We start from the raw sequence: 19300 nt of genomic DNA, 5'->3' as shown, positions 1-19300 counted from the left end.
CATGTTCCGGATGCTGTCTACGGTGATCCGGTGAGTGCACAGCCACTGCGTGACCGTCTGGTCTCCTTCGCGCTTCCCGCCACCGCCTTCTGCGGAGCCTTCGTACCGGCGGCCCTGCCCGGTGTGACGCCGCACTCCTCGTTCGGGCTGGCCCCGGTGCCCGCATCCATCCAGGCCGCGGTGGTCGGGCTGCTGGCGGCGGCGGGCGTGTGGATGGCGCCGAAACGATGCTGGCCCCTGTTCGCGATCGCAGCCGTGGACTCGGTGGCACGCTCCCCTGGGCTGGTGCTTTCCGTCGCAACCTATGTAGCGGCGACCACCATCCGGCGCCCCCTCCCCCTGACCGTCTTCTCAGCGGCCGCGAGCCTACTGGCGGTAGTGCCACGATCCGGCGTCGACATCGTCTCCTCGCTCGGTGGAGCACCCCTTTTCGTCTGGCTTCCGCTGGTGACAGGGATGTGGATCAGCGCGCGCAGGAAGGTGGTGGCCGGGCTGCGCGAGCGGGCCGATCGGCTGGAGCGGGAGCAGGCCGTGTTCGCCGAGCGGGCGCGTGTGGAGGAGCGTGCCCGCATTGCGAGGGACATGCACGATGTGGTCGCCCACCAGGTGTCGCTCATGGTCCTGCGCGCGGGGGCGCTGGAGATCAATGCGCCGGACGAGCAGACTGCAGCGGAAGCGGAGCTCATCCGCACTACGGGCAAGGAGGCTCTCACCCAGCTCAGAGCCGTTCTCGGGATCCTTCGTCACGGAGGCGGAGAGCCAGAGACGTTCCAGCCACAGCCGACCCTGGCCGATATCGACGCACTGCTCGATCAGTCGAGATCGATCGGCGTTCCCATAGAAAGGCGTGATGAGGGGCCTGTGAGTGAGCTGCATGCCGTGGTGGAGCACACCGCCTACCGCGTCGTCCAGGAGGCCCTCACCAATATCCACAAGCACGCGGGTCTTGTCCCCACGCAGGTGGTGTTACGACGCCTGCCCTCTGCACTGGAGGTAACAGTCAATAACGTCGTACCGCACCACTGCGTGTCGGAGATGTCCGGTAGTGGCCTCGGCCTGATCTCGCTGCGCGAACGTGTCGAGTTGTTGGGCGGCGAGTTCACTGCCCGGCCAGACGAAGACGGCGGATTCACCGTGTCTGCAAGGCTTCCGGCATGATCAGGGTACTCATTGTCGACGACGAGGCGTTGGTACGGACCGGGCTTCGCATGATCCTGGAGGTCCCGGACGACATCGAGGTGGTCGCCGAGGCGGAGAACGGGGCGGAGGCCGTCACTGCCGTCGCCCGCCACCGACCGCACATCGTGCTGATGGACGTGCAGATGCCGGGTATGGACGGAGTGTCCGCGCTCAGGGAGATCCACCAGTCGCCGAGTCCGCCGAAGGTGCTCATGCTCACTACCTTCGACCGCGATGAGTACGTCTACAGAGCCTTGCGTTCCAGGGCTGTCGGGTTTCTGTTGAAGGACACCGCGCCGCGCGATCTGATCGCCGCCGTCCGTACGGCGGCAGACGGCAGCGCCGTGCTGTCGCCCACGGTCACCAAGCGGGTGATCGAGGCTTTCGCCGACCGGCAGCCCCCAGATGCCCGGGCCGCGCAGGAACGGCTGGCTGTCCTCACCGCTCGCGAACAGGATGTCGTTCGCGCGGTGGCCCGCGGGCTGGCCAACGCTGATATCGCCCGAGAGCTCAGCATGAGCGAGACCACAGTGAAGGCCCATGTCAGCCGCTCGCTCGCCAAACTGAGGTTGACCAATCGGGTGCAGATCGCACTCCTCGTCCGTGACGCAGGTTAGGCCGACGCCGAAGGCGACCTCACCTGGTCGTCGCGGTCGACTCCACCGTCGTCCGAGCCCACCAGCACGCCGCCGGAGCCCGTCAAAAGGGGCCCCGGCCGGCGATGCCCTCGGACGGCCCCGCGGCGGGCTCTAGAGGTTGCCCATCGGCTCGATGTCGACCCGCACCGGCGTCCCCCACACCCGCAGCACCTCGTAGTCGGTGAACTCGTGGACCAGCCGGTACGCCATGGCGGCCCGGGGAGCCTTGCGCTGGGCGTTGATGAAGAGTTCGGCCTCGCGCCGGTCCCGGCGCGGGGTGCCGCACAGCTGCCAGGCCTGGCCGTTCCACAGCTCCGCCAGCCAGCGCTGCTGGGGCTGGGGACGGTCGCCGCGCACGCCGTAGCGGGACGGTGCGGGCTCGACGGGCTGGTGCTGGGGGGCGGGCCCGTTGAACTCCGCCCGGCGGGCCGCCCTGCGCCGGGTCTCGCACAGCAGGCACAGGTCGGGGGCGGCCTCGTCGACGGGGCCGTTCGGGTGCTCGGGGCAGCGGGTGGTGGGCGCGGCGCCCGTGACACTCTCGTCCAGCAGGTCCAGGGCGCGCTTCAGGTCGGCCTTGACCTCGTGCAGCTTGGCGTCCGGGGTGTCGGCGGACAGGGCCTCCCCGTGCTCCCCGAGGAGCCGGAGGGCGCGGCCGAGAGCGGTCAGCTGGGCGTGGTTCATGAGTCCATTGTCCTCAGTCGGCGTAGTCGTGGCGTCGCCGGGACATCGCCGCGCGGATCCCGGCCGCGTGAGCGTGGACCGTGGGGGCGGAAAGGGGTGCGGCGGGTTGCGCGGGGGCGCGTTCGCCCCGGCAGGCACTGCAACGCCCCCCTGGCAGGGTTTCCGGACGTCCCGGGGCGCCGCAGTTCGCGCACTCCAGGATCCGCACGGGTGGGCGTGGAGCGGGTGGAGGTGGTGGAAGTTTGCTGGTCAGGCGGTTTCGGACGAGGGCCGCGGCGTGATGTACGGGCGTCGGCAGGCCGGCCGTGAGGGCACGCAGTACGTCGTCCTCCGAGGCGCCCCGTGCGAACCACTCCGTCACGAGTGGGGCGAGGGTCGCGCAGTCTGCCTCGGAGAGGGACAGGACAGGTGCCGTGCGGCCGAGGGCGGCCAGGAGGATGTGGGCGCGGGAGCGGGTGGGGCGTGCCGCCTGCGGCCGGGGTGCGTCGCCGCGGGTGAAGGCGGCCCACCAGTCGTCATCCCGGGCGGTGCGGGACCACCACGAACGGGTGATCCATCGGGAGCTGCCGTCGTCGGCTGTGATGCACTCCCGGCCTCGGCGCAGGTGTCCTGCCTGCTGGATGCAGTTGAGGGCGGTGCCCAGGGCGCACTGTCCGTAGGGCAGTTGCTTGGCCAGCGTCTTTACCGAGATGTCGGCGCCGTCGGGGAGCCGGTCCAGGTAGGCGGCGATGGCGGCTTCGCGGGGTGGGAGGTGGGCGAAGTCGTGGTTTGCGCGCGGAGGTTGGCCGGGGGTCGTGCGTTTGCCGTAGCCCGGCCCCGCCATGGGGTGCGAGGACGGAGAGGCGGCACTAAAGTTGGCGTCAGCCATGGGATCGAACTTGTCCTTCGATCTAAGTGGTCAAGCCCCCGCAGGTGTTGGCGCACCGGGCGGGGGCTGTTGCTTGTGCACGAACGTTAGAGGGCTGTCACTGTCCGTGGCAAGCCGAACGCGTCACGTCAACACGCGGGGTGGGAGGGTGGGTTGAGGCCCTCCACCCGTTCCTTGAAAAGAGGGCTCGAAGCCCGGGTCCCGAAGCTCAGGCCGTCTCGTCCTTGAGGTTCTCGACGAAAGCGGACCAGGCGGTGGCCCGGAACACGAGCTTCGGGCCGTGGGGGGTCTTGGAGTCGCGGACGGGGATGACATCGGGGAATGCCCGGGTGACTTCCAGGCAGTTGTCGCCGCTCCCGCCGCTGTAGCTGGACTTGTACCACTCAGGCATGTTCCTCATGGTCGTAATCCTGCGTCATTGCTTCAAGCAGGGCTAGGGACTTCTCAGGCGAGAGTGCGGAGGCCGCCAGGAACTCGTAGTAGAAGCGGTACTCGGCCACGGTGGCGGGGTCGTCATCCAGCCGCCCTGTGCCGACGCCTTCGAGGTAGGCCAACGGAGGTGCGTCGTCGAAGTCCATGAGCTTGACGCACCCCTGCATGGCCGGGTGCGCCCCCGCGTCGAAGGGCAGCACCTGCACGATGGACCGGCTGCGGCGGGCCATGTCGCTGATGTGTCGCAGGGCCTCGGCCATGACCTCCGCCCCGCCTGTCACCCGCCGCAGGGCAGACTCGTCAATCACGGCCCACAACAAGGGCTTTGTTGGATCGTCGAGGAGGCGGGTCCGCTCCATGCGGGCGGCCACCCTCTTCTCGATTTCCTCATCCGGTGCGGTCGGTTGATATGCGCGGCACACCGCCCGGGCGTAGGCGGGCGTCTGGAGCAGCCCGGGAATCAGCATCGATGCGAACTCCCTGATGGCCACAGCCCGGCCCTCCGCCTCCGCCGCCTCCGCGAAGTGCTCCGGATACTTCGACTTCGCCGCCGCCGCACAGTTCCGCTGGAAGAAATCCTCCGTCCCCAACACCTCGTCCAACAATCGCGCATACTCCCGCTGCAACCTCCGCGTCCCCGCCTCCAACTGCCCGATGAACGAGCCGCTCACGAATAGCCGCCCACCCAAATCCTCCTGGCTGAGGCCGGCCTTCTCGCGGGCGTGGCGGAGTTCGGCGCCCAGGAGGGCCCGAGGGGAGGAGGACGGGTCGAGGTCCCTGGAACCGGGCATGGGCAACTCCCTGTCGTACGGATCGGGTTGTTGGACCGCCGTATCTGGCCAGGTTAGAGACGTGTCGGACACGCTGTGTGGTGAATCGCAAACTCAGCGTGGAGGTAGAAACGGTGCGTTCGACCGAAGAGATCGTGCAATCGCTGCGGGAGGCCCTCGCCGGAGTCGGGGTCGTGCTGCCGTCGCTGGGCGTCGACCCGGTGACCGGCGCGAGCGACGAGCCGTTCGCGCTGGTCGATCTGGGGCGCTGCAACGTACGGACGGCGGAGCACCTCACCGACGTGCTGCGCTCGCTGCCTGTGGGGGAGACGCTGCGGGCGCGCGTGCGACAGGTCAACCGGGAGCTGAAGTCACGGTGAAGTAATAGCCAACGGTGGATGTACAACCATTCGCCCCTCACCACCGTCGAACAGGCGTATCGCGCATACGCCGGCGTTCGCCCCACCGCACGCCACTCCGGAAATCACATCCTTTCCCTAGAGGAATCCTGTCTTATGACGTTCCGTTGGCTGTGCGGTGTCCTGCGCGTGCGCGGGAAGACCGACCTTTTCCTCGTGTTCCTGTTCGCCGCAGGCTTCGCCGCCCTGCCCGTGTTCGCGCTGCTCCCCTCGCTGTGGGGCTTCGCCGCGGCCTCGGCCGTGACGTACGCCGTGGACGAGGTGCTGCACACGCGTTCTCCCGCCTTCGTGAGGCGGCTGGCCGCGTTGCAGCTGACCCGCACGATGCGGTTCGCCGTACGGACGGTGATGCTGCTCGCGCTGGCCGACCGGACGGACGCGCCGGGCGCGGTGCTGGTGGCCGCGCTGGCCGTGTTCGCCGCCCACTTCACCCTGGTGATCCTGTACACGGCGGTGCACCACGCCATCCGGCGGCGGCGCACGCTGCCGGTGGTGGTGCGCAACCTCGACATGAGCGGGGCGGGCATCGCGCAGTCGCCCCCCGCTCTCCTCTACCGGCGTTTTCTGCGCAAGCTGCTGCACCTGGACCTGCCCGCCCACGCGGGCCTGCTCGCCGCGCTGGCGGCCGGGTCGTGGCAGCCCGCGGGCATCGGCTTCGCGGTCACCACCGGGCTCGCGGTCGCGGCCGTGGTGGCGCTGCTCGGGCAGCTTCGCCGGGCCCGCCGGATGCCGTCGGGGGACGAGGTGATCGCCGAGGTCAACCGGCAACTGGCCGGATACCGGCCGGAGGTGGCGCTGTACTTCAGTTTCGCGGCCGTGTCCCGGGACTTCATGTATCAGGTCAACATGTGGATCGAGACGCTGGAGCAGCTCGACCGGCGGCCGTTGATCATCCTCCGGGAGCGGGCCTCGTTCCGCTTCCTGAGCCGTACGTCGATCCCGGTCCTGTGCGTGCCGAAGGCCGACGACGTGGCGCAGCTGGAGCTGCCCGAGCTGCGGGTCGTGCTCTACCCGGGCAACGCGGGCAAGAACGTGCACATGCTGCGCGTCGCCGAGGCCAAGCACGTCTTCATCGGGCACGGCGACAGCGACAAGCTCGCCAGCAGCAACCGGGTGAGCAAGGTGTACGACGAGATCTGGGTGGCCGGGCGGGCCGGGCGCGACCGCTACCAGCGGGTGCGGCACGCGATCAGCGACTCGGCGATCGTCGAGGTGGGCCGCCCGCAGCTGTCGCCGATCCGGCTGCACGCCGACCATGTGCCGGGGCCGCTGCCGACCGTGCTGTACGCGCCGACCTGGGAGGGCTGGAGCGACGACGACTGCCACACGTCCCTGATCCCGATGGGCGTGCCGCTGGTCGAGAAGCTGCTCGCGGAGAACGTACGGGTCCTCTACAAACCGCATCCCCTCACCGGCAAGCGCTCCCCCGCGGCGGCCGAGGCGGACCGGACCATCCGGGAGCTGCTGCGCGCCGACAACGAGCGGCGCGGCGCCCAGGAGACCGAGGCGGCGATCGCCGCCGTCCGTCCGCGGCTCGCGGAGATCCAGGAGCGGCTCGGGGCACTGTCCGGGCGGCTCGCCGGCGACGACGCCCAGCAGACCCGCGAGGCCCGCCCGCCCGGCCTCGACGGGGAGGCCGAGTGGCACGAGCTGCGCGCCGAGTGGCACCGGCTGTTCTGGGAGAGCCGGGGCCCGCTCGGTCACCAGGTGATCGTCAAGCAACTGCCCACGCTGTACGCGTGCTTCGACCAGGCCGACATCCTCGTCAGCGACGTCTCCTCCGTGGTCGCGGACTTCGTGGCGAGCCTCAAGCCGTACGTCCTGACCAACGCGAACGACCTGCCCGACGCGGACTTCCGGGCGGCCTACACCACGGCCGGGGGCGCCTATCTGCTGGACCGCGCCTGCACCCGGCTGCCGGAGATCCTCGACTCGGTGCGCGCGCCGGGCCGCGACCCGATGGCAGCCGAGCGCCGCATCCTCAAGGAGTACGTCCTGGGTCCCGACCGCCCCACCTCGATGGAGCGCTTCAACGCGGCGGTCAATGCCCTGGCGGACAAGGCGACGGAAGAACAGGCCGAGCGCCTCGGCGAGGGGCAGCGGATGATCGCCGAACTCACCGCCTGAGTGGGTGTAGATCCAGTATCCCGGCTGCGACGGCCTCGTGTCACCGTACTCCGGAATGATCTTTTCGGGTCTCAGGTGACTTTAGGGTTCTGTCAACCAGCTGGAGCAGCAGAGGAGTTGACTGTGACCCGCGATCTTGCGGCGCTCGGCGGCGAACTGACCGCCATGGCCGCCGCCGACCATGAGATGGCAGTCTCCGGAGCCGCCCACAGTGACGACCCGGCCGAGCAGCTCGCCTGGCGGCGGCTCACCGCACGGCACGGAGACCGGCTCGGCGAGATCATGGACGAGGTCGGCTGGCCCACCGCCGCCCTCGTCGGAGAGGACGCCGCCCGCGCCGCCTGGCTCGTCGCCCAGCACGCCGACCGGCAGCTGGACGTGCAGCGACGGGCCCTGCGGCTGCTGGAACAGGCCGTGGAGGCGGACGCGGCCGGCGCTCGTGAGCTGGCGTTCCTACGGGACCGCACGCTCGTCAACGAGGGGCGGGAGCAGATCTACGGCACCCAGGTCGCCGGAGTGAGGGAAGACGGCAGCCCGATCCCCTGGCCCTGTGCCGAGCCCGGCCGTGTGGACGAGCTGCGCGCAGGCGTGGGCATCGAGCCGTTCGCCGAGTACGTCGCTCGGTTCCGGTGAGTTGAGGCCTCGCGCCCGTTGTATATCGTGACGGGCGCAATCGAACGGGCGACTGGCAGGAGATCGCGGACATGGGCGCGTCCGGGACGGCCGTGGCGGCCGGCGGCAGTGGTGGGACGGATACCTCGCGGGCCGGCCTGTCCGGCGGGCGCCGGACGGCCGGTTCCGTGCTGTGGGCCGTGCTCGTGCCCGCGCTGCTGCTGCTCGGTTCCGCGATCGGGCAGTGGGTGACCTGGCTCGGGGTGGTCGTCGTCATGGCGGTCATCGCGGTCGCCGCCTGGGTCATCGGCGGAGTCTGGCACCGGGCCGGGGCGGCGACGCTCGTCTCCTTCGGCGGGTTCGCGCTGATGCTGTTCGCCGGGCCCGCCGTGTACGAGGTGTACATGACGACGGTGGGAGAGCCCGTCGACGCCGTGGTGACGCGGGTGGCCGACCGGGACCAGCGGCGCGGTCCGGACCTGTTCTGCACGGTCCGGGAGCTGGGCGGGGGCCGCGAGACGTACGAGGTGTCCCAGCAGGAGAACTGCTTCGGGCAGGCCAGGCCCGGCGACCGCGTCGAGATCCGCAAGGACCCCCTCGGGCTGCTCGACCCCCGGCTGCCCGACAGTCCCGACCAGCGGAACACCACGGAGATCACCCTCGCCGTCACCGCCGGAATGACCCTGCTCCTCGCCGGCGGCACCTTCTACGGCGGGCAGCGCCGTAGGGACCGGTGAGTCGGCGGCGTAGGGAACGGTGAGCGGCGCGGTCGGGCCGGTGAGTCAGCGAACCGAGGCCAGGGCCGCCCGCAGGTGGCCGTCGGACTCCGCCAGGAGTCTGGCCGCCGTCGGGCCGTCCACGTCGGCCAGGATCGTCAGGATGGCGTTCTTGACCTCGCCGTCCGTGGCGGTCAGGGCCCGTTCGACGTCCTCGTCGGCGGCGCCGGTGGCGAGCGCGACGATGCGGTGGGAGCGGGCGCGGAGCTTGTCGTTCGAGGCGCGGACGTCGACCATCAGGTTCCCGTAGGTCTTGCCCAGCCGGATCATCGTGATCGTCGAGAGCATGTTGAGGACGAGCTTCTGCGCCGTGCCGGACTTCAGACGGGTGGAGCCGGTGAGCAGCTCGGGGCCAACGACGATCTCGATGCCGTGGTCGGCGGCGGCCGCGAGCGGGCTGCCGGGGTTGCAGGCGAGGCCGATGGTGAGGCAGCCGCGGGTGCGGGCGTGCTCGACCGCGCCGATGGCGTACGGCGTGCGGCCGGACGCGGAGATGCCGACCACCGTGTCGTCGGGGGTCGGGGCGAGGGCGTCCAGGTCGGCCTTCGCCAGGTCCCGGGAGTCCTCCGCGCCCTCGACCGAGGTGACCACGGCGTCCGGGCCGCCCGCGATCAGGCCGACGACCTGGGAGGGGTCGGTGTTGAACGTGGGCGGGCACTCCGAGGCGTCCAGGATGCCCAGCCGCCCCGCCGTGCCCGCGCCCGCGTAGACCAGCCGCCCGCCCCGGGCCATCCGCTCGGCGACGGCGTCGATCGCGGCGGCGATCTGCGGCAGCCGGGCCGCGACCGCACCGGCCACGGCGGCGTCCTCGCCGTTCATCAGCCGGGCGATGTCCAGGGTGGGCAGCCGGTCGATGTCCGCGAGCTCCGGCCGGAAGGCCTCGGTGGTCAGGGACTCCAACTCGGTCCTGAGATCACGGGGGTCGGAGGTGGAGGTCATGAACGGCTCTTTCCGTGTCTTTCCGGTGCTGGGCGGGGCGGCGGCCTCAGGAACGGTGCCGGTGGGCCAGCGCCTCGTACGACGCCGACAGCGCGGGCGCAGCCTTCTCGTACGTCCGCTGCGCCACCCCCACGAACAGGCAGTCCACCACGAGGAGCTGACCGGTCCGGGACGACATGGCCGCCGGACGCAGCTCGCTCTCGCGTGCGGTGGAAGTGGTGAGGATGTGATCGGCGTACTGCGTGACCGGACCGTTCGGGCGGCCGGTGATCGCCACCGTCGTCGCCCCGCGCTCGAAGGCGACCCGCAGGGGCTCGATGACGTCCCCGGTCGACCCGGAGTGCGTGATGGCGATCGCGACGTCGCCCGCGCGCAGCTGCACGGCGTTGGTGACGGCGAGGTGCGGGTCGCTGTGGGCGTGCGCGAGCATCCCTATGCGCAGCAGCTTCTGCGTGAGGTCCTGGGCGACCAGGCCGGACGCCCCGACGCCGTACACATCGGTGCGGCGGGCCGCGGTCAGGGCCGTGACGGCCGCGCCCAGTTGGACGGTGTCGAGGCCGGCGGCGGTGTCGGCGAGGGTCTGCTGCTCGTCGTAGGCGAGCTTGGCGACCACGTCGGCGATCGGGTCGTCCACCGCGATGTCCGTGGTGATGGCGGGGGCGCGGCCCGACTGCTGCTGCGCGGCGAGGCCGGCGAGGGCCAGGCGCAGGTCCCGGTAACCCGGATAGCCCAGCAGGCGGGCGGTGCGTACGACGGTCGCCTCGCTGGTGCCGGTGAGTTCGGCGAGGCCGGTGACCGTGAGGGCCGCGCAGCCGGCCGGGTCGCCCGCGACGGCTTCGGCGACGCGCTGCATGGACCGCGTCATCGACGGGCCCAGGGTGCGGACCTTGGCCGCGAGGGCGGCCGGGGCGGGCGGGGCGCCGCTCGCGCCCGAGGGGCCGCCACGCTCGCGGGCGAAAATTTCCTTCACGTCTCGGGTCACGATTGAAAGATATTTTCGGGGCGGCAGTGGGGTCAAGAGTGCGCACAATGGGTGCATGGATCCCATCAGCCCCCTGGAGCAGGCGCTGCACGCCGCGCGCGCCCTCGTGCTGGCCGACCTCGTCGCGGGACGCGTCGCCGACGCGGATGTCGTCTCCCTGGTCGAGGAGTCCGTCAAGCAGCGCCGATGGTGGGTCGAGCAGTGGCCCGAGGGCGCCCGGTATGTGGCCGGCCTGGTCGCGCAGGACGTCCAGGACGCCCTGCTGGAGCGGTACGGCCGCTGGCCGCTGTGTCCGGTGTGCGGCGCGGGCGAGCCGCACGCCCTCGACGTGGAGCCGGAGTTGGGGCCCGACCCGCACTGGGTGTGCGGCGACGCGGGTGTGAAGGTCGCCGCCGTGGGATCGCTGGGCGAGGCCATCGGCGGACCGGCGTCCTCGTGAGGCCCGCGTGACGATCTACATCGACCCGCCGACCTGGCCCGGCCACGGCCGCCTGTGGTCCCACCTCGTCAGCGACGTCTCCTACGAGGAACTGCACACCTTCGCCGCCGGCCTCGGCGTCCCCCGCCGGGCCTTCGAACGCGACCACTACGACATCCCCGACCGCCGGTACGCCGACGCGGTGCGGGCCGGGGCCGTGGAGGTCAGCAGCCGCGAGGTGGTGCGGCTGCTGCACGCGGCGGGGCTGCGGCGGCCCAAGGGGCGCTATCCCTCGCCGGGTTCGCGCAGCTCGTAGGTCAGGTGCTCGGGGTCCTCGGCGACCTGGGTGAAACCGGCCCGCGCGAGCACGTTCTGGGAGAGCAGGTTGTCCGGCTCGACGTTCGCGACCACGGTCCGCACCTCCGGCCGGCCCAGCGCCCAGGACGACAGCGCGCGCAGCGCCTCGGTGGCGTAGCCGTGGCCGCGGGCGCCGTCGACCAGGTCGTAGCCGACCTCGACCCGGCCCGCCTCGTCCGGGACGCTGTGGAAGCCCATGGCGCCGATCGCGCGCTCGTCCTCGCGCCGGACCAGCACGTACATGCCCCACTCCGGCCGGTGGACCCCGTCCTCGTACTGCTTGTACACCAGCCCGGCGCCGACCCGGGTGCCCTCCATCGGGCCGCCCTCGATCCACTCGAAACCGCCGTCGCCGACCGTGGACAGATCGGTGGCCGCGGCCGGGGTGACGCCCTGGAGGGTGAGCCGCTCGGTGCCGATCACCAGGTTGTTGTTCCAGCGCCACTCGGTGAGCGGGGCGCGGCCGGGCAGCTCCCCGCGGCCGGTGGCCCACAGCAGGGTCGGCCACGGGGTGGGCCCGGGCTGGACGTGCGGGAAGATCCGGCCGAGCACGAAGTCGCACAGCTCGGGCGCCGGTTCGTACGGCACGCCCAGCCCCTCGGCGACATCGTGCGTGTGCAGCAGCACCTCGGCCACGCCCATCGCGGCGAACCCCTCACGGCTCGCGCTGCGGAACGGATACGGATGGAAGGCCCGTACGTGCCGCGGGGCGGTACGGATCGCGGCCGCGAGCAGGGCGCCCATCGTGCCGATCACCCGCAGCACGTCCGCGTTGCCGGTGTCTTCCTCCATCGAGAGCAGGAACGGCGAGTACCGGTCCTGCTCCCGCCCCGCCAGCTGCCCCGCGTACGCGATGAGATCCTCGGCGATGTGCACCGCCGTCCGCCGGCAGTCCCACTCCAGCCGCCCGGCCCGCACCCCTTCCCAGTCCCGCTCGGCGACCGCCCCCAGCAGCCCCACGCACTCGGCGACGGCCTGCTCCACCTGATCCGCTCCCGTTGTCCACATGGTGGGCAGGCTACGAGGCGTCGTGGGGTGGGAGCGACAGCATTTCCAGCTCGGCGGTGAGGTTGTAGCGGGCCGTGGCCTCCCATTCGGAGGCGCCGTGCGGGGTGCGGAACAGGCGTGGGAGGTCCAGGAGTTGGCGCAGGATCGCGGCGCGGCCCTCGCGGAAGGCGTGGCTGGGGACGAAGTGGTACTCCTCGCGGACGGCCGTGGTGTAGGCGGCGTACGCCGACGGGGGTGAGGCGAGGATCGCGAGGTCGGCGTCGCACAGGACCTGGCCGTCGGGGTCGTCGTCGGCCGGGTCGTGGGTGACGGTGAGGCGGACCAGGCGGGCCACCTCGGCGGTCTTCGCGTCCGGGACGCCGGCTTCCGCGAGGGCGCGTTCGGCGAGGCGGGCCGAGCGCTCCTCGTTCTCGGAGCGGTCGGGCAGGTAGACCGCGTCGTGGAACCAGGCGGCCAGCCGCACCACGTCCGGGTCGCGGGCGTACCGCTCCAGTTCGTCGACACGGTCCAGGACCGCCGCGAGGTGCTCGACCGTGTGGTAGCGGCGCTGCGGCTCCTGCCAGCGGGTGAGCAGGGCGTCGGCGTACGGCGCCGGGGCCGGGCCGCCGGCCGGGCCCCGGGCCGCTTCCAGGGTGCGGGCGAAGCGGGTGCGCAGGGAGTCGAGGTCGGACATGGGGGCATTCTCCCGCTGGGCGGGGTCGGGGACCTAGCGTGGGGGCATGACGACTCCTGCTGATGTTCCTGACGTACGGGACCCCGAGCAGCCCGGGCGGCTGCTGACGATCGAGCGTGAGGCGCTGATCCCGCTGTTGCGGGGCCGGGCCGGGGAGGACTTCGCGCGGCCCGTCGCCGCGTGTCCGGGCTGGACGGTGCGGGACGTGCTGGCGCACTGCTCGGCCGCGCTGACACGGGCGGTGGAGGGCAGGTTCGAGGAGGGCGTGTTCTCGCCCGAGTCCAACGACCGGGACATCGCCGAGCGGGCCGGCTGGAGCGACGCGCAGGTCGTCGACGAGCTGGAGCGGGGGCTGGGCGCGGCCGGGCCCGTGATCGCCGGGGCCGGCGGGAAGCTGGACGGTCTCGCGCTCGGGGAGTGGGTGCACGCCAGTGACGTGCGCGAGGCCCTCGGGGAGCCGGGGGCGTACGGCGGGGCCGGACTGCCGGACGCGCTCGCGCTGCTCGCGCGGCTCACCCGCGAGCGGGGGCACGTGGCGCTGCACGCCGACCTCGACGACCTGGACGAGCCGCTGCGGCTGGGGGAGAGCGGCGGGGAGCGGCCCCCGGGCCGCTTCATCGGGGACGGGCCGACGCTCGTACGGCTGTACGCGGGGCGGCCGGTCGACGGGGTGCCGGCGTTCGAGCTGGCCGGGGCGGAAGCGAAGGAGCTGAACATCTTCGGCTGAGCCCGCCCCCGGGGCGTCGGAGGCGGCGCGGATGGGCAGCGTAGTCTTGATTGGACTAGACCTGTCATCGAACGCCGACGCATGCCGACGAAGGGGCCCCATGAGCAAGCGTGCAGTCCTGGAGGTGATCGCCCTCGGAGTCGAGGACGCGGTCGCCGCCCAGGCGGGAGGCGCGGACCGCCTCGAGCTGGTCACCGACATGGCGGCCGACGGGCTCACCCCGTCGGCCGCCACCGTCGCCGGGATCCGGCGTGCGGTCGACATCTCGCTGCGGGTGATGATCCGTCTGGCGGACGGGTTCGCGGCCGGGGATGTCGACCGGCTCGTGCGGGTGGCCGGTGAGTTGCGGGAGGCCGGGGCGGAGGAGTTCGTGCTGGGGTTCCTCGACGCCGGGGGTGTGGTCGATCTGGCGGCCGTGGAGCGGGTGGTCGCCGTCCTGGACGGCTGCCCCTGGACCTTCCACCGGGCCATCGACCGGGCCGCGGACCGGGACGCCCTGCGCAAGCAGCTGGACGGGATGCCGGGGCTGGACACGTATCTGACGGCCGGGGCTTCCGGTGGGGTCGACGAGGGGCTGCCCGTGCTGCTCGCGGAAGCGGCCCGGCAGGGACAGCCGGGTTACGAGCAGCGTCTCCTGGTGGGTGGCGGGCTCCGGCTCGACCACGTGCCGACGCTGCTGACGGCCGGGGTCGGCGGCTTCCACATCGGCGGGGCGGCTCGGCCGGAGGGCTGGGAGGCACCGGTGTCGGCGGATGCCGTCGCACGGTGGCGGGCCGCCCTGGACGCCGTCTGAACGTCCCCGGCCCGCACCCCTGGGCGACGGTGACCCCGCGTGCGGTGTGTCCGCACCACCGAGTCGTGGACTCCCTACGGGGAAGCAGGGGGCGTGCCCGTGCGTTGGGCCGTTGCATGAGCCTGCGCTTCTCACTGATGGGTCCGGTACGAGCCTGGCACGACGAAGAGGAGATCGACCTGGGGCCGCGCCAGCAGCGGGCAGTGCTGGCGGCGTTGCTGCTGAACAACGGCATCCGGCTGAGCAACGACCAGTTGATCGGCATGGTCTGGGACGACCCGACGCCGAGCGCGGTGATGGCCTTGCGGACGCACGTGTACAAGATCCGAAAGACCCTCCCGGAGCTGAACCTGACGTCCAGGGACGGGGGGTACACGGTCCGCGCGGAGATCGTCGACGATTGCCGCGGAGAGCCCTTGGAAGGCCTCCGGAGTGCCTACTTCGACGCGCAACGGGTGCGGCTCGGCGACTACCGGCTCAAGGCGCGGGAGGACTGCCTCGAACGTGAACCCGACGTGCTGGAGCTGCAGAAGCACGTGGCCGCCTTCCCGCTCAGGGAACGACCGCGCGCTCTCCTGATGCGGGCGCTCTACCTGGAGGGCAGGCAGGGCGAAGCACTCGACCACTTCCACCGGGCGCGCGCACTCCTCAACGAGGAGCTCGGCCTCGAACCGGGGCCGGAGCTGCGCCAGGTCCACGCGCGGATCCTCAAGGGCGACCTCACCCCGCCGCGCAGGCCGGAGCAACTGCTGCCGGATCTGATCGACTTCACCGGCCGTGCCGAGGAGATCGCGCAGGCTCTCCGGACGTTGCCGGGCACCGTGGGCATCACCGGTATGCGGGGCAGCGGCAAGACCGCGCTGGCCACCCGGATCGGCCACCTCGTCAAGGGCCGCTTCCCGGACGGGCAGATCTTCGTCAGGGGCGGGGACGTCGCCGGCGGGCTGTTGCGCGCGGTCGGCGTGGAGAGCCCCGTCGGCGACAAAGCCGCACTGTGGCGGGAGAAGGCGCGGGGCAAGCGTTTCCTCGTCGTGGTCGACGACGTGCAGGACGCGGCGGCCGTACGCGATCTCGCCACGCCCGGCTCCGCGATGATTCTCACGAGCGTCCGCCGGTTGAACGAGCTGCCGGGGGTGACCTGGCTGAGGACCGCCGGGCTGGCCGAGAGGGAGGCACGGGACTTCTTCCGCAAGGTCCTCGGCCCGGTGCGCGCGGACGCGGAACCCGGGCAGGCCGAGGTGCTGCTGGAACGCCTCTCGCGCCTGCCGGGCCCGATCAGGGTGATCGGCGGCAAACTCAGCTCGCGTCCGCACTGGACGATCGGGATGGTCCTGCTGCAAATGGAGCGGGAGAGCAAGCTCGACGGCGTGATCCCCTCCGACTGCGCCGCGATGTTCGCCCCGTTGATCGCGGCCGAGGAGCAGCTGAGCGACCCGGAACGGCACATGCTCATGTGCTTCGCGCGCCAGGACGCCGAGGTGATCGACAGCCACCATGCGGCGGACATGTCCGGGGCCGACCCCGGCGAGATCGAGCTGGTGCTGGAGTCGCTCACGGGCGTGCACCTGATCGAGCCGCTCGTACTCGGCCGCTACCGGCTGCCGCACTTCGTGCGCCTCTACTTCGGCCGGCGCACAGCGGCCCTGACCACCTGATTCATGTCGATGTCCGCGCTACCTGACCAGGCCGTATATCCGGAAATTATGCTCCGACGATCTGGCGCCGCCACGTTTGCAGACATGACAACCAACGAACTTCGGGACAAGAAGGCACTCGTCACCGGCGCCACGTCGGGTATCGGCCGCGCGATCGCGGTCAAGCTCGCGGAGGCGGGTGCCACCGTCTACGTGACGGGGCGCAGGGCCGAGCTCGGCAAGGAGACCGTCGAGCTGATCGAACAGGCGGGCGGGACGGGCCACTTCGTCGTCGCGGACGTCGCGAACATCGACGACGTCCGCAGGCTCGCCGAGGAGGTCGGCGAGGTGGACGTGCTGGTGAACAACGCGGGCATCTTCCCGTTCTCGACGACCCCTGAGCAGTCGCTCGACAGCTACGAGCAGGTGTTCGACATCAACGTTCGCGCGTCCTACTTCCTGACGGCCGCGCTCGCGCCGGCCATGGTGGCCAAGAAGAAGGGTGCGATCGTCAACGTGTCGTCGGTCGCCGCGCAGATCGGCACCCCGGTCGGCTCCGTCTACAACGCCTCCAAGGCCGCGATGGACGCTCTGACCCGGTCGTGGGCCGTCGAGTTCGGCGCGGCGGGCGTTCGCGTCAACTCCGTGGCGCCCGGCCCGATCCGGACCGACACGGCCGTCGACACGGTGGGCGAGATGTTCGAGGAGTTCAGCCAGACCACACCGCTCGCCCGCGCCGGCGAGCCTGAGGAGATCGCCGAAGCCGTGGTGTTCCTGGCCTCCGACAAGGCCAGCTACATCACCGGCGCGGTGCTCACCGCCGACGGCGGCTTGGTCGCGACCTGAGCGCGGGAGCGGCTGCTGGGCGCTGAGGGGCGACGCCTGCGGGCATCACCGCCGGTGATGCCCGCATACAGGCCCGACGCTGACGCTTCAGCGAAGGGTGGTCGACGCCAACTGCGGCGGCAGCCCGGCCGCGTGCGTGACGATCAGGCCCGACACAGCTCGCGTCAGCGCCACATACAGACGCCGGAGGCCTGTCCGTTCGTCCGGTTCGCCGTCGACCACCGCCCGGGGTTCGTCCAGGACCACGTAGTCGTACTCCAGGCCCTTCGCGAGGGACGCCGGGACCAGGGTCAGGCGGGTGTCCTGGGTCGTCTCCTCGCCGGGGCCGAGGTACGGGATCCCGGCCTGCTCGAGGGCCCCGGCCAGCTCCGGGACGCGGGCGTCCGCCGCGATCAGGCCCGTCGAGCCCTCGTGGCGCAGCAGCTCGCGGCACGCCTCGACCACGTCCTTCGGGCCGGCGACCGCCCGGACCTCGAAGTGGCCCGGGTTCTCGCGGATCGACATCACCGGGGTGAGGCCCGGGGCGATGTGCGGGAGCAGCCGGGAGGCGTAGGTGATGACGTCCGTCGGGACACGGAAACCGGCCGTCAGCTCCTCCACCAGGGCGTCCTGCTTGCCGAGGTGCGTCAGCGCCTCCTGCCAGCTCCGGGTCGCCCACGGCGTCGTGCCCTGCGCCAGGTCGCCGAGGACCGTCGCGCTGCCGGTGGTGCAGCGGCGGCCGACGGCCCGGTACTGCATGGGGGAGAGGTCCTGCGCCTCGTCGAGGACGACGTGCCCGAGGGAGTGCGTGCGCTGGATCAGATCCGTGGCCTCGTCGATCAGCACGGCGTCCGCCGCCGACCACGAGGCCGACTTCACGCTGCGCGCCGGCTTCGCCCAGAGGATCGCCTTCTGCTCGTCCTCGTCGAGGATCCCCTCGGCGTGGACGGCGAGGAACTCCGCGTCCGACAGCAGCCGCAGCACCAGCTTCGCCGGGTCGACCGCCGGCCAGACCGCCTTCACCGCCGCCTTGACCGCGCTGTTGCGGGCCACCGCGTCCTGCACCCGGTCGTCCGGCGCCTCACCCGAGCGTTCCATCTGCACCAGTACGGCGTGCGCGATGCGCTGCGGCAGGGCCTCGCGGGCGGCGCCGTAGCGGATGTCCCGGTCGAGCAACTCGCGGACGAGCTCCTCCAGTTCGTACGCCGGGATCCGCCAGCGGCGGGAGCCGCGTACGACCACGACCGGCTCGGTCGGCATCGTGACGTGCGCGTAGAGGGCCCGGCGCAGCACCCGCGCCAGCCGGGCGTCGCCCTTGACGACGGCGGCCGTCGCGTCGTCCGTGCCCTTGATCTCGACATGCGCGACGAGGTCGTCGACGGTCGCCTGGTGCACCGTCAACTCGCCCAGTGCGGGCAGGACTTGCTCGATGTAGTGCAGGAAGGACCGGTTCGGCCCGATGACCAGCGTGCCGGTGCGGGCGAGCCGCTCGCGGTGGGCGTAGAGGAGGTAGGCGACCCGGTGCAGGCCGACGGCGGTCTTCCCGGTGCCGGGGCCGCCTTGCACGCACACCGTGCCGGAGAGGCCGGACCGGACGATCTCGTCCTGCTCGGGCTGGATCGTCGCGACGATGTCCCGCATCGGGCCGACGCGCGGCCGTTCGATCTCCTGCTGGAGCAGTTTGCTGGTCCGGGAGCCCCCGGCGGAGCCGGACAGTGTCACAGCGGCGGGGTCCGACAGATGTTCGTCCTCGTACGCCGTGATGTCGCCTCGGGTGTAGCCGAAGCGGCGGCGCAGCGCGACGTCCATCGGGTCCTTCTTGGAGGCCCGGTAGAACGGCTGCGAGACCGGCGCGCGCCAGTCGATGACCATGGGGTCGCCGTCATGGTCGTGCACATGCCGTCGCCCGATGTAGAAGCGCTCGCCTTCCGCGCCCTCCGCCGCCTCGGCGCCGGGGGCGTGCAGGTAGTCGAGCCGGCCGAAGAACAGCGGGGTGTCGCTGAGGTCGGCCAGGGCCTTGACGCGCTCCTCGATCTGCCGGGCCAGCACCTCGGCGTTGACCCAGTTCGCGGTGACGTCGGTGATGTCGAGGGCCTCGACGTCCTCGCGCATGGCGCGCAGGGCGGACCGGGACGAGGAGAGGTGGGAGCGCTCACGCGCGAGCGGGTCGTCGACGGGCGTGGACAAGGGGGTGCCTCCGGAGGGACCTGCTGAAGAGTGGGCGGTGAGATGCCGGCCGGTTTCCGTCCGGTCGGCGGCGCTCCGAGAGGGAGGCGGGCAAGAGCGGAGATCTTAGAGGAGCGGGGGCTGCGGCCGCCAACGGTTTTCCCGTCCCCTAGGGGATGGGCCCGGGGAGGGCCCTCACCCGTGCGGGCAGCGGATCGGCCCAGCGGCGTACACGGGTCCTCGGCAGATTCCGCCCCGAGACGGACGCGGACTTTA

20 protein-coding genes and 2 pseudogenes are annotated in these 19300 nt (G+C 71.6%); 13 read left to right on the top strand and 9 right to left on the bottom strand.

The annotated features are described in order from the left end of the window. Positions 1 to 30: 30 nt before the first annotated feature. The 3 genes and pseudogenes from QOL88_RS17800 to QOL88_RS38855 all read left to right on the top strand — a co-directional run. Positions 31 to 1158, top strand: a complete 1128-nt coding sequence (locus tag QOL88_RS17800) for a sensor histidine kinase (protein ID WP_218892917.1) — start codon at positions 31 to 33, stop codon at positions 1156 to 1158. Next, the gene (locus tag QOL88_RS17795) at positions 1155 to 1796 is read left to right on the top strand and encodes a response regulator (protein WP_097217360.1); all 642 of its coding nucleotides are present in this window, start codon (positions 1155 to 1157) and stop codon (positions 1794 to 1796) included. Before QOL88_RS17800 ends, QOL88_RS17795 begins: the two co-directional genes overlap by 4 nt. 35 nt (positions 1797 to 1831) lie before the next feature. Continuing rightward, positions 1832 to 1926 (top strand): annotated as a pseudogene (locus QOL88_RS38855) (IS5/IS1182 family transposase); the annotation flags it as partial. A gap of 2 nt (positions 1927 to 1928) precedes the next feature. Here QOL88_RS38855 and QOL88_RS17785 read toward each other — a convergent pair. The 4 genes from QOL88_RS17785 to QOL88_RS17770 all read right to left on the bottom strand — a co-directional run bounded on the left by QOL88_RS17785 (position 1929) and on the right by QOL88_RS17770 (position 4589). Beyond that, positions 1929 to 2498 carry a hypothetical protein gene (locus tag QOL88_RS17785; RefSeq protein WP_097217359.1) on the bottom strand — a complete coding sequence of 190 codons (570 nt, stop codon included), beginning with the start codon at positions 2496 to 2498 and terminating at the stop codon, positions 1929 to 1931. A 13-nt stretch (positions 2499 to 2511) separates the two neighbouring features. Then, positions 2512 to 3321: a hypothetical protein gene (locus QOL88_RS17780; RefSeq protein WP_097217358.1), complete on the bottom strand. Its 810-nt coding sequence runs from the start codon at positions 3319 to 3321 to the stop codon at positions 2512 to 2514. A gap of 253 nt (positions 3322 to 3574) precedes the next feature. After that, a complete protein-coding gene (locus QOL88_RS17775) occupies positions 3575 to 3766 on the bottom strand; it encodes a DUF397 domain-containing protein (protein ID WP_097217357.1) in 192 nt (63 codons plus the stop codon). Further along, positions 3750 to 4589, bottom strand: a complete 840-nt coding sequence (locus QOL88_RS17770) for a helix-turn-helix domain-containing protein (RefSeq protein ID WP_097217356.1) — start codon at positions 4587 to 4589, stop codon at positions 3750 to 3752. Before QOL88_RS17770 ends, QOL88_RS17775 begins: the two co-directional genes overlap by 17 nt. A gap of 113 nt (positions 4590 to 4702) precedes the next feature. Between QOL88_RS17770 and QOL88_RS17765 the strand changes: the two are divergent. The 4 genes and pseudogenes from QOL88_RS17765 to QOL88_RS17750 all read left to right on the top strand — a co-directional run. Then, a pseudogene (locus QOL88_RS17765) lies at positions 4703 to 4894 on the top strand (hypothetical protein); the annotation flags it as partial. 189 nt (positions 4895 to 5083) lie between these two features. Further along, positions 5084 to 7114, top strand: a complete 2031-nt coding sequence (locus QOL88_RS17760; RefSeq protein ID WP_097217354.1) for a hypothetical protein — start codon at positions 5084 to 5086, stop codon at positions 7112 to 7114. Positions 7115 to 7237: 123 nt separating this feature from the next. Next, positions 7238 to 7747 (top strand): DUF6624 domain-containing protein, encoded by a 510-nt coding sequence (locus QOL88_RS17755; protein ID WP_097217353.1) that lies wholly within the window; start codon positions 7238 to 7240, stop codon positions 7745 to 7747. A gap of 71 nt (positions 7748 to 7818) precedes the next feature. Beyond that, positions 7819 to 8463: a hypothetical protein gene (locus QOL88_RS17750; RefSeq protein WP_257027810.1), complete on the top strand. Its 645-nt coding sequence runs from the start codon at positions 7819 to 7821 to the stop codon at positions 8461 to 8463. 45 nt (positions 8464 to 8508) lie between these two features. Here QOL88_RS17750 and murQ read toward each other — a convergent pair whose 3' ends face one another. After that, a complete protein-coding gene (gene murQ / locus QOL88_RS17745; RefSeq protein ID WP_097217352.1) occupies positions 8509 to 9441 on the bottom strand; it encodes an N-acetylmuramic acid 6-phosphate etherase in 933 nt (310 codons plus the stop codon). 46 nt (positions 9442 to 9487) lie between these two features. After that, on the bottom strand, positions 9488 to 10423 hold the full coding sequence (locus QOL88_RS17740; RefSeq protein ID WP_097217351.1) for a MurR/RpiR family transcriptional regulator: 936 nt from the start codon (positions 10421 to 10423) through the stop codon (positions 9488 to 9490). 55 nt (positions 10424 to 10478) lie between these two features. Between QOL88_RS17740 and QOL88_RS17735 the strand changes: the two genes are divergently transcribed. Beyond that, positions 10479 to 10862: a DUF8819 family protein gene (locus tag QOL88_RS17735; protein WP_097217350.1), complete on the top strand. Its 384-nt coding sequence runs from the start codon at positions 10479 to 10481 to the stop codon at positions 10860 to 10862. A gap of 7 nt (positions 10863 to 10869) precedes the next feature. Next, positions 10870 to 11157: a DUF4031 domain-containing protein gene (locus QOL88_RS17730; RefSeq protein WP_097217349.1), complete on the top strand. Its 288-nt coding sequence runs from the start codon at positions 10870 to 10872 to the stop codon at positions 11155 to 11157. Here QOL88_RS17730 and QOL88_RS17725 read toward each other — a convergent pair. Together QOL88_RS17725 and QOL88_RS17720 are read right to left on the bottom strand one after the other, a co-directional pair. Next, a complete protein-coding gene (locus QOL88_RS17725; RefSeq protein WP_373559288.1) occupies positions 11127 to 12206 on the bottom strand; it encodes a GNAT family N-acetyltransferase in 1080 nt (359 codons plus the stop codon). The two genes, QOL88_RS17730 and QOL88_RS17725, sit on opposite strands and share 31 nt — an antisense overlap. A gap of 10 nt (positions 12207 to 12216) precedes the next feature. After that, entirely contained in the window at positions 12217 to 12879 is a 663-nt protein-coding gene (locus QOL88_RS17720) for an HD domain-containing protein (RefSeq protein ID WP_097217347.1), read from the bottom strand. 46 nt (positions 12880 to 12925) lie between these two features. Here QOL88_RS17720 and QOL88_RS17715 point away from each other — a divergent pair, with 46 nt between their 5' ends. The 4 genes from QOL88_RS17715 (at position 12926) to QOL88_RS17700 (ending at position 16879) form a co-directional block, all read left to right on the top strand. Further along, positions 12926 to 13606, top strand: a complete 681-nt coding sequence (locus QOL88_RS17715) for a maleylpyruvate isomerase family mycothiol-dependent enzyme (protein WP_097217346.1) — start codon at positions 12926 to 12928, stop codon at positions 13604 to 13606. Positions 13607 to 13706: 100 nt separating this feature from the next. Beyond that, positions 13707 to 14399: a copper homeostasis protein CutC gene (locus QOL88_RS17710; RefSeq protein WP_097217345.1), complete on the top strand. Its 693-nt coding sequence runs from the start codon at positions 13707 to 13709 to the stop codon at positions 14397 to 14399. Positions 14400 to 14536: 137 nt separating this feature from the next. Next, on the top strand, positions 14537 to 16054 hold the full coding sequence (locus QOL88_RS17705) for an AfsR/SARP family transcriptional regulator (RefSeq protein WP_179878890.1): 1518 nt from the start codon (positions 14537 to 14539) through the stop codon (positions 16052 to 16054). A gap of 84 nt (positions 16055 to 16138) precedes the next feature. Continuing rightward, positions 16139 to 16879 carry an SDR family NAD(P)-dependent oxidoreductase gene (locus QOL88_RS17700; RefSeq protein ID WP_097217343.1) on the top strand — a complete coding sequence of 247 codons (741 nt, stop codon included), beginning with the start codon at positions 16139 to 16141 and terminating at the stop codon, positions 16877 to 16879. A gap of 87 nt (positions 16880 to 16966) precedes the next feature. Here the strand turns inward: QOL88_RS17700 and QOL88_RS17695 are convergent, their stop codons facing one another. Continuing rightward, complete coding sequence (locus QOL88_RS17695; RefSeq protein ID WP_097217342.1) at positions 16967 to 19045, bottom strand: HelD family protein; 2079 nt, start codon at positions 19043 to 19045, stop codon at positions 16967 to 16969. Positions 19046 to 19300: the final 255 nt, after the last annotated feature.

It is taken from the genome of Streptomyces sp. Ag82_O1-12 (assembly GCF_900182715.1).
In the GTDB taxonomy this organism is placed as follows: Bacteria; Actinomycetota; Actinomycetes; order Streptomycetales; family Streptomycetaceae; genus Streptomyces; species Streptomyces massasporeus.
The sequence above is the reverse complement of the archived record's forward strand: the minus strand, read 5'-3'. Positions and strand labels throughout refer to the sequence as shown.

Excerpts from the sequence above, each read along its gene's own strand:
- QOL88_RS17770 (WP_097217356.1), bottom strand. The coding sequence starts at position 4,589 with ATGCCCGGTTCCAGGGACCTCGACCCGTCCTCCTCCCCTCGGGCCCTC.
- QOL88_RS17705 (WP_179878890.1), top strand. The coding sequence starts at position 14,537 with ATGGGTCCGGTACGAGCCTGGCACGACGAAGAGGAGATCGACCTGGGG.
- QOL88_RS17795 (WP_097217360.1), top strand. The coding sequence starts at position 1,155 with ATGATCAGGGTACTCATTGTCGACGACGAGGCGTTGGTACGGACCGGG.
- QOL88_RS17780 (WP_097217358.1), bottom strand. The coding sequence starts at position 3,321 with ATGGCGGGGCCGGGCTACGGCAAACGCACGACCCCCGGCCAACCTCCG.
- QOL88_RS17710 (WP_097217345.1), top strand. The coding sequence starts at position 13,707 with ATGAGCAAGCGTGCAGTCCTGGAGGTGATCGCCCTCGGAGTCGAGGAC.
- QOL88_RS17775 (WP_097217357.1), bottom strand. The coding sequence starts at position 3,766 with ATGAGGAACATGCCTGAGTGGTACAAGTCCAGCTACAGCGGCGGGAGC.
- QOL88_RS17720 (WP_097217347.1), bottom strand. The coding sequence starts at position 12,879 with ATGTCCGACCTCGACTCCCTGCGCACCCGCTTCGCCCGCACCCTGGAA.
- QOL88_RS17700 (WP_097217343.1), top strand. The coding sequence starts at position 16,139 with ATGACAACCAACGAACTTCGGGACAAGAAGGCACTCGTCACCGGCGCC.
- murQ (WP_097217352.1), bottom strand. The coding sequence starts at position 9,441 with ATGACCTCCACCTCCGACCCCCGTGATCTCAGGACCGAGTTGGAGTCC.
- QOL88_RS17735 (WP_097217350.1), top strand. The coding sequence starts at position 10,479 with ATGGATCCCATCAGCCCCCTGGAGCAGGCGCTGCACGCCGCGCGCGCC.
- QOL88_RS17750 (WP_257027810.1), top strand. The coding sequence starts at position 7,819 with ATGGGCGCGTCCGGGACGGCCGTGGCGGCCGGCGGCAGTGGTGGGACG.
- QOL88_RS17725 (WP_373559288.1), bottom strand. The coding sequence starts at position 12,206 with ATGTGGACAACGGGAGCGGATCAGGTGGAGCAGGCCGTCGCCGAGTGC.
- QOL88_RS17785 (WP_097217359.1), bottom strand. The coding sequence starts at position 2,498 with ATGAACCACGCCCAGCTGACCGCTCTCGGCCGCGCCCTCCGGCTCCTC.
- QOL88_RS17760 (WP_097217354.1), top strand. The coding sequence starts at position 5,084 with ATGACGTTCCGTTGGCTGTGCGGTGTCCTGCGCGTGCGCGGGAAGACC.
- QOL88_RS17715 (WP_097217346.1), top strand. The coding sequence starts at position 12,926 with ATGACGACTCCTGCTGATGTTCCTGACGTACGGGACCCCGAGCAGCCC.